The organism is Candidatus Burkholderia verschuerenii, from assembly GCF_001189365.1.
Lineage (GTDB): Bacteria > Pseudomonadota > Gammaproteobacteria > Burkholderiales > Burkholderiaceae > Caballeronia > Caballeronia verschuerenii.
In genome coordinates this window covers 1-9,845 of sequence record NZ_LFJJ01000205.1, presented here as the reverse complement: position 1 = coordinate 9,845, position 9,845 = coordinate 1, and the positions used below count along the sequence as shown (strand labels likewise).

4 protein-coding genes, 1 tRNA gene and 1 pseudogene are annotated in these 9,845 nt (G+C 62.9%); 2 read left to right on the top strand and 4 right to left on the bottom strand.

Annotated elements, in window-relative coordinates; genetic code table 11:
* Positions 1 to 121: 121 nt before the first annotated feature.
* A complete protein-coding gene (locus BVER_RS24710) occupies positions 122 to 2,890 on the bottom strand; it encodes an EAL domain-containing protein (protein ID WP_050455523.1) in 2,769 nt (922 codons plus the stop codon).
* Positions 2,891 to 3,103: 213 nt separating this feature from the next.
* Here BVER_RS24710 and BVER_RS24705 point away from each other — a divergent pair, with 213 nt between their 5' ends.
* On the top strand, positions 3,104 to 5,050 hold the full coding sequence (locus tag BVER_RS24705) for a sensor histidine kinase (RefSeq protein WP_198155354.1): 1,947 nt from the start codon (positions 3,104 to 3,106) through the stop codon (positions 5,048 to 5,050).
* Positions 5,051 to 5,192: 142 nt separating this feature from the next.
* On the opposite strand, the gene BVER_RS24700 is transcribed toward BVER_RS24705, so the two are convergent.
* The 3 genes from BVER_RS24700 to pepN form a co-directional block, all read right to left on the bottom strand.
* A tRNA-Thr gene (locus tag BVER_RS24700) sits at positions 5,193 to 5,268 on the bottom strand.
* A gap of 52 nt (positions 5,269 to 5,320) precedes the next feature.
* On the bottom strand, positions 5,321 to 6,340 hold the full coding sequence (locus tag BVER_RS24695) for a class 1 fructose-bisphosphatase (protein WP_050455521.1): 1,020 nt from the start codon (positions 6,338 to 6,340) through the stop codon (positions 5,321 to 5,323).
* 164 nt (positions 6,341 to 6,504) lie between these two features.
* Positions 6,505 to 9,231 (bottom strand): aminopeptidase N, encoded by a 2,727-nt coding sequence (gene pepN / locus BVER_RS24690; protein WP_050455520.1) that lies wholly within the window; start codon positions 9,229 to 9,231, stop codon positions 6,505 to 6,507.
* 250 nt (positions 9,232 to 9,481) lie between these two features.
* On the opposite strand from pepN, the pseudogene BVER_RS24685 reads away from it, so the two are divergent.
* Positions 9,482 to 9,845 (top strand): annotated as a pseudogene (locus BVER_RS24685) (DUF4136 domain-containing protein); the annotation flags it as partial.

Genomic DNA, 9,845 nt, shown 5'->3' with positions numbered 1-9,845 from the left:
CTTACCCGGAACAATGGACTCCAGTCGTCCCCATATCTCATCGGTCAGCAACATTCGACTCATCTTGATCGCTTACGCAAAAGATGAGATGTAAACACATTTCTTCAAATGTGAACAGAGCCTAGGCGACGAACAGCGTCGGTTCGATGTCGCTTTGATTTGCCGCAGGTTCGTTTCCGATCAGCAGCGTGACCGCGGCCTCCGGACGCATCGGTCGTCCGAACCAGAATCCCTGCACTTCGTCGCAGCCGTTGCCCAGCAGATAATCCAGCTGATCCGCCGTCTCCACACCTTCCGCGACGACGCGAATGTCCAGCGCCTGTCCCATCGCGATGACCGCCTTTACGATCACCTCGTCGGCACGCGACACGCCGATGCCGCGCACGAAGGACATGTCCAGCTTCAGTCGATCCGCCATGAAGCTGCGCACATAGCCGAGGCTGGAGAAACCCGTGCCGAAATCGTCGATGGCGATCGACACGTTCAGGCGACGCAGCGCATGCAGCGCGGGCAGCGCTTCCGGTGCCATCAGCGTGCTCTCGGTGATTTCCAGTTCGATATTGCGCGGATTCACTTCCGAACGAAGCAGCGTGCGCGCGACCATCTCCGGCACATCGCTTCGCTCGAACTGGACCGGCGAGATATTGACCGCGATCACGACTTCCGCGTACAAGCTCGACCATGCGCACGCCTGCAGACACGCCTGTTCGAGCACCCATTCGCCGATCTGCACGATCAGCCCGCTGCTCTCCGCGAGCGGGATGAACTGCGCGGGACTGACCAGACCGAATTCGCTGCTTTGCCAGCGCAGCAGCGCTTCGAAGCCCTGCACCTGACGCGTGCGCAAGCAGACTTTCGGCTGATAGAGCAGGAACAACTCGTTGCGCGCGATCGCGAGTTCGAGTGCGCGCGTCATCGCCGCTCGCGCGGCATCTTCGGCGGCGATTTCGGGATCGAACACCTGAATCGAGCCCGCGCCGATCGACTTCGATCGATACATCGCGGCATCGGCGGCGCGCAGCAGGCTTTCGGCATCGACGCCGTGTCCGGGATAGAACGCGATGCCCATGCTGCCCTCGGGCGCGAGCGTCGTATCGCCGATCTTCATGTCGCGCGCGAGCACGGCCTTGATGCGCTGCGCGTGCTCGATGCATTGCTCGTGCGTTTCGCCGGGCAACAACACGACAAATTCATCGCCTGCATAGCGCGCGACCAGACCGGGCGGCATCACACTCGAACGCAGACGGCGCGAGACTTCGCGCAGCACGTCGTCGCCTGCCGCGTGGCCCAGGCTGTCGTTGACTTCCTTGAAGTTGTCGAGGTCGAGAAAGATCAGGCCGAGCGTGTCGCCGCGACGTCGTGCGAGATCGACCGCCTGGCTCAGGCATTGGCCGAGCGCGAGACGGTTGGGCAGGCCGGTCAGCGAATCCTCGGAGGCCTGTTGCTTCAACTGGTCCTGATAACGCACGCGTTCGGACACATCGCCCAATACGGTGATGCAATGCGTCGGGCGGCCGGTCTCGTCGAGAATCGGGCCGACGTAGGTATCGCTCCAGAAGGTCGAACCATCGTGGCACGTGATGCTCACCAGTTGCGAGACTTCGCGATTGTCGTGCTTCGCGCGTTGCAACGACTCGCTCTCGGGCGTGGTCTGATCCCAGCCGAAGGTCGCCTGAGCGGGCGCGCCGATCACCTGATCCACGCGATGTCCCGTCAACCGCTCGAACGCCGTGTTCGCGTAAGCAATACGGTGCGCATCGCTCGACAAATGCGAAATGACGATGGCATCGCGCGCCGCTTCGAGCGCCCGGCTGCGGATATGAAGCTGTTCCTTGGCCGTTTCGTGCGCGGTGACATCGTGCGCGGTAATGAAGCAGGCATCGCGACCGCCGAACGACAGCAGATGAAACGACACGTCGACGAAGATCACTTCGCCATCGATACGGCAATGCCTGCGAATGCCGCCCGAGCCCGAATCCGCGCCGGACTGCACGTATCGGCCGAAGTCGCGCCGGAACGCGGCGACTTCCTCGGCGGGGCGCAACTGTTCGATGATCATCGCGTTCAGTTGTTCGAGCGTCGCCTTGTACTGGCGAAGCGCTGCCGCATTCGCGGTCAGAATCGCGCCGCTCCCGACTTCGAAAATCAGCATGGCGACGGGATGCTGATCGAAATACTGGCTGAATCTTTTCTGCGCTTCTTCGGCGGCGATGCGCGCCGCGCTCTTGGCCAGCACCGAGCGATGCCGGCTCGACACCGCGAAAATCAGCAGCAACATGCCCGTCGCCAGTCCGACCACGAGCGCGATGCGCTGCTTGAGAATTTGCCCTTGCGCCTTTTCCTGCATGCCCGCGATCTGATCGCGCTCGTCGCTTCTGAGCGAAGCCAGAATATCCATGATGGACTTGAGCGACTCGTTCACGCGCAACAGCCGATCCGAATCGACGGCCGTGCCGTGCGCGGCCAGCGCGACATTTTGCGCCGCATCCTGAAGCGCCTTGGGCCAGCGTCCGCTGAGCTTGCGCAATTCCGTGAGCTTGGACGTCGCGAGAGGCGAATCGGCGAGCAGGCTGTCGAGATGGTTATAGGCGCGCGCCACCATCACGGCGCGGCCGATCGGCCACGCGCGCGATTCGAATGCGGCCGAGCCGACGCTCTTTAGAAAGTCGGTGTTGGCCGCGAGATGCAGATCGACCAGTAGTTCGAGCTCCGCGCTGACGTCGAGCGCCTGACGCAGGCGCTGTTCGTCGGCGTCGCGAGCAAGCGTGATCGAGATCGTCGCGAGGACGGCGAGACACATCACAGTGGCCGACATCGTCGCCAGAACCAGAGTGGTCGCGAACCGCCGCCGTGGCCACTTCAGCATGGTGATGAGTCGAGGGCGCTGCATTTTCTATCCTGTAGGAGGTATGCATGATTTACGGCCGACCGCACGGTCGTCTTTAAGTCTCTACGGGTTTTCCTGATTGCGCGATGCGGGAAGATCGGGCTTTTTGACCGGAAGCCGCGCCTTACGGCTGGCTTCGTCGTGCATCCGACGCGCCGTATTCGAAGATCGTTAAACTGACCCTGATGAAACGCCATGCAGCAAACGGAGCCTATCTTGACCGACGACGCCAGGCAGCCAGTGATCGAGCGTTTGCATCTCTTGCAGCAAGGCGAGATGCGCGCGCGCATCGCCGCTTACGACTGGAACGGCACGCCGCTCGGTCCGCAGGCCGAATGGCCGCAAAGCCTGCGCTCGTCCGTCGAACTGATGCTGACCTCGCGTTATCCGATGCTGGTGTGGTGGGGGCCGCAGCTCATCCAGTTCTACAACGATGCGTATGTGCCCGTGCTCGGGCAGCGGCATCCGTGGGGACTGGGGCAGCCGGCGTCGGTTTGCTGGGCGGAGGCATGGCCGTTCGTCGGCCGGCTCGCCGATGCCGTGATGAAAGAGGGCGCGTCCACCTGGAGCGAACGGCTCGAAATGGTGATGACGCGCAATGGCTTCCCGGAAGAGGTCTACATGACCTTTTCGTACAGCCCGATTCTCGACGAAGCGGGCGCAATCGGCGGCCTGTTCTGCGCGTGTACCGAAGAAACCAAGCGCGTGCTGGGCGATCGTCGACTGGCTGTGCTCCGGACGTTGGGCGATATCGCCGCCGGGTCGAAGAGCAGCATCGAAGCGGAAGCGGCGATCACCGCAGCGCTCGGACATTACCAACGTGATCTGACCTTCACGCTGCTCTATCGGCTCGATGACGACGGCCGCATCGCGCAACGGGCGGGACACAACGGTCTCGAACCCGGCACGGCATCGAGTCCGGATTCGATCGATCTTTCCGCGAACGCGTCGCCGTGGCCTATCGATACGCTGCTCGCGGAACAGTCGGCTCCGGTGATCTGCGATCTCGCCCAACAAGCCGATCAGGTCTTTCCCAGCACATGGCCCGAGCCGACGCGCACGGCCGTGCTGTTGCCGCTGCCGCGCTCGGACCGCGCCGGTCTCGGCTGTTTCCTCGTCGTGGGCCTGAGTCCGCGGTTGGTGCTCGACGATGGATACGAAACCTTTCTTCATCTGCTCGCGCGACAGGTCGCGGCGGCGCTGGGCAACGCGCGCGCCTACGAGCGTGAACGCGCACGCGCCGAAGCGCTCGCCGAACTGGATCGCGCCAAGACCACGTTCTTTTCGAACGTCAGTCACGAGTTCCGCACGCCGCTCACGCTGATGCTCGGTCCGCTCGAAGAGTTGCGCGACTATCCGGACGAGATCGCGCCCGACGTCTCGCAGCGGATCGCGCTTGCGCATCGAAACGCACAGCGTTTGCTGAAGCTGGTGAATACCCTGCTGGATTTCGCCCGCATCGAAGCCGGGCGATGGGAGGCGAGCTATGCGCCCGTCGACCTCGACGCGATGACGGCGGAACTGGCGTCCAACTTCCGCTCCGCCGTCGAGCGCGCGGGGCTCGCGCTGAATGTCGCGTGCGAGCCGCTGCGCGAGCGCGTCTTCGTCGATCTCGACATGTGGGAAAAGATCGTTCTCAATCTGATATCGAACGCGTTCAAGTTCACGCATGAAGGCGCGATCGATGTATCGCTGAAAGATGCGGCGGACGGCGGCGTCGAACTGGTCGTGCGCGATACGGGGATCGGGATTCCGTCGCACGAACTACCGCGACTGTTCGAGCGCTTTCACCGGATCGCGGATGCCAAAGGCCGCTCGTTCGAAGGATCGGGTATCGGCCTGGCGCTGGTGCAAGAGTTGGTCCGGCTGCACGGCGGGCGCATCGCGGTGCAAAGCGAAGTGGGAAAGGGCACGGCGTTCACGGTGCAACTTCCGTTCGGCGCGAGCCATCTTCCGGCGGAGCGCGCGGGCGCGGCGAAGGCCTTGCCGTCGACCGCGATTCGCGCGGGCGCTAATATCGACGAAGCGCTCGGCCGGCTGCCGGACGATACTGCGGGCACGCCGTATCGAAGCCCGTCCGATGCGTCGGCTCCCGTCGCCGGGCGCGTTTTGCTCGCCGACGACAACGCCGATATCGTCGAATTACGACAACAACGCAGTTAAGAAAAAGCTAGGATGCGGCGTTGCGTAAATCTGACGTGACGCCGAGAGAGGGAAGTGGAGTTAAATACGGGCCAAACCAAAAGGCACATAGCAAAAGCCCGCGTCATTTTCATGAACGCGGGCTTTTTTTGCCTGAATCTTTTGGTGCCGGAAAGAGGAATCGAACCCCCGACCTTCGCATTACGAATGCGCTGCTCTACCGTCTGAGCTATTCCGGCATAGATAAATGAGATTATAGCGACAGCTTTCTCGTTTCCGCAAGACCCTGAATCAAATTTTCTTTTCGAGATGGTAACGGGTCACGCGATCCACTTCGTTCTTCGAACCGAGGAACACGGCGACGCGCTGATGCAGGCTGGTCGGCACGATATCGAGGATGCGCTGTTCGCCGTTGGTGGCCGCGCCGCCCGCTTGCTCGACGATGAACGACATCGGGTTCGCTTCGTACATCAGGCGCAGCTTGCCGGGCTTGGACGGATCGCGCTTGTCGGCCGGGTACATGAAGATGCCGCCGCGGCTCAGGATGCGATGCACGTCCGCGACCATCGACGCGATCCAGCGCATGTTGAAGTCTTCCTTGCGCGGGCCGTCCTTGCCTTCGTTCAGTTCGCCGACGTAGCGCTGCACCGGCTCGTACCAGTGACGCGCGTTCGATGCGTTGATCGCGTATTCGCGCGTTTCGGTCGGAATCTTCATGTCGCGTTGCGTGAGCACCCACGAACCGAGTTCGCGATCGAACGTGAAGCAGTTTACGCCATTGCCCGTCGTCAGCACGAGCACCGTTTGCGGACCGTACACGGCGTAGCCCGCCGCGACCTGCTGCGAGCCCGGCTGCATGAACGCGTCTTCGGTCGGCTCGACGCCGTCCGGGCAGCGCAGCACCGAGAAGATCGTGCCGATCGACACGTTCACGTCGATGTTCGACGAGCCGTCGAGCGGATCGAAGGTGAGAAGGTAATTGCCCTTCGGATAACGATTCGGAATCGGGAAAATCTTTTCCATTTCTTCCGATGCCATCGCGGCCAGGTTGCCGCCCCATTCGTTGGCTTCGAGCAGGATTTCGTTCGACATCACGTCGAGCTTTTTCTGCACTTCGCCCTGGACGTTTTCGCTGCCGGCGGTGCCGAGCGCATCGCCCAGCGCGCCCTTGCTCACGTGGTAGCTGATCTGCTTGCACGCACGCGCGACGACTTCGATCAGAAGACGCAGGTCGGCCGGAAGATTCTGGTGTTCGCGCTGCTGCTCGATCAGATACTTGGTGAGCATAGTGCGGCTGGAAAGGGAGGACATGCGAGGCTCCGTGAGCGTTAGACGAATATTCACGATTCTAACCGCTCGAACCCTGCGGTCCTTGTGACAGCGTCCGCGTGCATCCGCCATAAGCAAGAACGGCCGCCGCGCAAGATCCTCGCGCGGCGGCCGCTAAACAGCAAAAATGCCTGCCGAAACAGCGCTTAAGCCGCGAGCGCTTTCTCCATGACCTCACGCACGTCGCGCGATTTGGCTTTCGACGCCACTTCCGTCAGCGCCGCGTGCATCTTCTCGCGAAGCTGCGGCGTGAAACGGCGCCACAGTTCGAGGCCGCGCGCGAGGCGGGCGGCGACTTGCGGATTGAGCGCATCGAGCGCGATCACCTGTTCGGCCCAGAACTGATAGCCCGAGCCATCGGGCGCGTGGAATTGCGCCGGATTGCCGCTGCAGAAGCTGAAAATCAGCGAACGCGCGCGATTCGGATTCTTCAGCGTGAACGCCTGATGCTGCATCAGCTTGCGCACGATCTCCATGACCTTGCGATCCGGCCCGCCGCGCTGCGTCGCCTGCAACGCGAACCATTTGTCGATGACGAGCGCTTCCTTCTCAAAACGGCGATAGAAGTCCTCGAGCGCGGCATCCGCGACGGTCGGATCGGCGCCCTTCGTCGCGCTTGCCAGCAGCAACGCGGACAGCGCGGCCGAACGGTCGGTCATATTGTTGGCGCTGTCGTATTGCGCCTGCGCGAGCTTGACGGCGTCGCTCGGATCGTCGGTCTGGGCGAGATAGGCGAGGGCGAGGTTCTTCAGGCCGCGCTTGCCGGCATCTTCCGGCGTCGGACGATATTCGCCCGGCGTGCGATTCGCCTCATACCGCGCGAGCCACTTGTCGCGCAAGGCGGAAGCGAGGCGGCGGCTCATGAACACGCGCGCGGCGTGCACGGCGGCCGGATCGGACACGCTCATCTGCTCGGCGAGATAGCTTTCCGACGGCAGCATCAGCGCGAGTTCGCGGAAGGCGGGCGTAAGCGTCGTGTCGTCGAGCACGCGGGCGAAGGCGGCGATCACGTCGTCGTCGAGACTCAGCGTTTCGCCCTTCGATGCGCGTTGCGCCAGGCCGAGCAACTCGCGCGTGGCCAGGCGCTGACCCGCTTCCCAGCGGTTGAACGGATCGCTGTCGTGCGCGAGCAGAAAGGCGAGCTGTTCGTTCGTGTAGTCAAATTCGACGATCACCGGCGCGGAGAAATTGCGCAGCAGCGACGGCAGCGGCGCTTCGTTGACGTCGACGAAGGTGAACGACTGCTCGCGCTCCGTGAATTCGAGCACGCGCGTCGTGCCGTTCGGTTCCTTCTCGCCGTCCAGACGCAGCGGCAAATCCGCGCCGTTCGCGCCGAGCAGGCCGATCGCAAACGGAATCAGCAGCGGGCCTTTTTGCGTTTCGCGCGCGGCTTCGGAGCCGTCGCCGTAGCCTTGCGTCAGCGTGAGCGTGTAGCGCTTGTCGGCGGCGTCGTACTTCGCGCGCACGGAGACGCGCGGCGTGCCGGCCTGGCTGTACCAGCGTTCGAATTGCGCGAGGTCGCGGCCGTTGGCGTCGGCCATCGCGGCGCGGAAATCGTCGCAAGTCACGGCCTGACCGTCGTGGCGCTGGAAGTACAGGTCCATGCCGCGCCGGAAGCCGTCGCGGCCGAACAGCGTCTGGTACATCCGCACGATTTCCGAGCCTTTCTCGTAGACGGTCATCGTGTAGAAGTTGTTGATCTCGACGTAGCTTTCCGGGCGCACCGGATGCGCCATCGGGCCGGCGTCTTCGGCGAACTGCATCTGACGCAGCACGCGTACGTCCTCAATACGCTTGGTCGCGCGCGCGGCGGCGCTGGCCGCGCCATCCACGTCGCCCGCGGCCATGTCGGCGGAGAATTCCTGATCGCGGAACACGGTCAGGCCTTCCTTCAGGCTCAGCTGGAACCAGTCGCGGCAGGTCACGCGATTGCCGGTCCAGTTATGGAAATACTCGTGGCCGACCACGGCTTCGATGTTCGAAAAGTCGATATCGGTCGCGGTTTCGGGATTGGCCAGCACGTACTTCGTGTTGAAGATATTGAGGCCCTTGTTTTCCATCGCGCCCATGTTGAAGTCGCTCACCGCGACGATCATGAAGCGGTCGAGATCGAGCTCCAGCCCGAAGCGCCTTTCGTCCCAGCGGATCGAGTGGATCAGCGAATCCATCGCGTGACGGGTCTTGTCGAGATCGTGCGGTTCGACCCAGACTTGCAGCAGCTTGTCCTGGCCCGAACCCGACTTGATGCGCTCCTCGATGCACACCAGCTTGCCCGCGACCAGCGCGAACAGATAGCTCGGCTTCTTGAACGGGTCTTCCCATTTGGCGAAGTGGCGGCCATCGGGCAAATCGCCTTCCTCGATCAGATTGCCGTTCGACAGCAGCACCGGATACGCCTCTTTGTCGGCGCGCAGCGTGACGACGAAGGTCGCCATCACGTCGGGACGATCGAGGAAATACGTGATGCGGCGGAAACCTTCCGCCTCGCATTGCGTGAAGAAGTTGCCGCTCGACACATACAGGCCCGAGAGCGTCGTATTCGCGGCCGGATTGCAGACGTTCTCGATCACGAGTTCCAACGCATCCGCCGGAATATTGCCGATGGACAGTCCGTTATCGCTTACACGGACATCCGCGCAGGCGACGCCGTCGATCGACGCGCCGACGAATTCGAGCTGCTCGCCGATCAGGTCGACGCGCGACGCGTCGCCTTTCGCGTCGGGATTGCGATGCAGCCGCATCGTGTTCCGGACGACGGTGCGCGACGGCACGAGGTCGAACTCGAGCGCGACGGAATCGATCAGAAACGCGGGCGGCGTGTAGTCCTGGCGGCGGATCACGGCTGATGAAGTGGCTGCGGTCGTGTTGGACATGGCAAGATCTTCGAAATGAGGAAGGCGCGGGCCGCACCGTGCGCCGTCATGCGAACGGCACAAATGCGCGCGCGGCTGGTCGAACCATTGTACAAGCCGTCCGGAGATCGTGAATCGGGCGGCGCAAACGACGTGGACCCCACAAAACCGGACGCCGTCACGCGCAGGCGCGGCGGCGCATTCCATAAACGGGCAGGCAGTCACCGAAGTGAGGACGACCATGAGATTTTCGATCCGAAGCAGCGCATGGATGCGCGCGGCGCTGGCGCTGTGCGCGCTGTGGCTCGCGGGCTGCACGACCTACGTGCAGACGCAGGTCACCGCGTTCTCCAACTGGAACGGCAATGCCGCCGACGCCACGCGCACCTACGCGTTCCAGCGCAACGGCGATCAGCAGAACAGCATCGAGCAGACGACGTACGAGGCGCTGATCGCCGGCGAATTGTCGAAGAAGTACAACTTCAGGCAGGTCGCCGATGCGAGCGCGCGCTATCAGGTGTCGCTGGCGTATTCGGTGCGCGGCGACATGATGACGGTGCGTTAGCCGGTCTATTACGATCCGTGGCCGATGTACGGCCCGTGGGGACGCCCGTACTGGGGCGGGTGGGGCGGTT

Bases quoted from the DNA above. Each gene is read 5' to 3' on its own strand.
- BVER_RS24710 (WP_050455523.1), bottom strand. From the start codon at position 2,890: ATGCAGCGCCCTCGACTCATCACCATGCTGAAGTGGCCACGGCGGCGG.
- BVER_RS24695 (WP_050455521.1), bottom strand. From the start codon at position 6,340: ATGTCCTCCCTTTCCAGCCGCACTATGCTCACCAAGTATCTGATCGAG.
- pepN (WP_050455520.1), bottom strand. From the start codon at position 9,231: ATGTCCAACACGACCGCAGCCACTTCATCAGCCGTGATCCGCCGCCAG.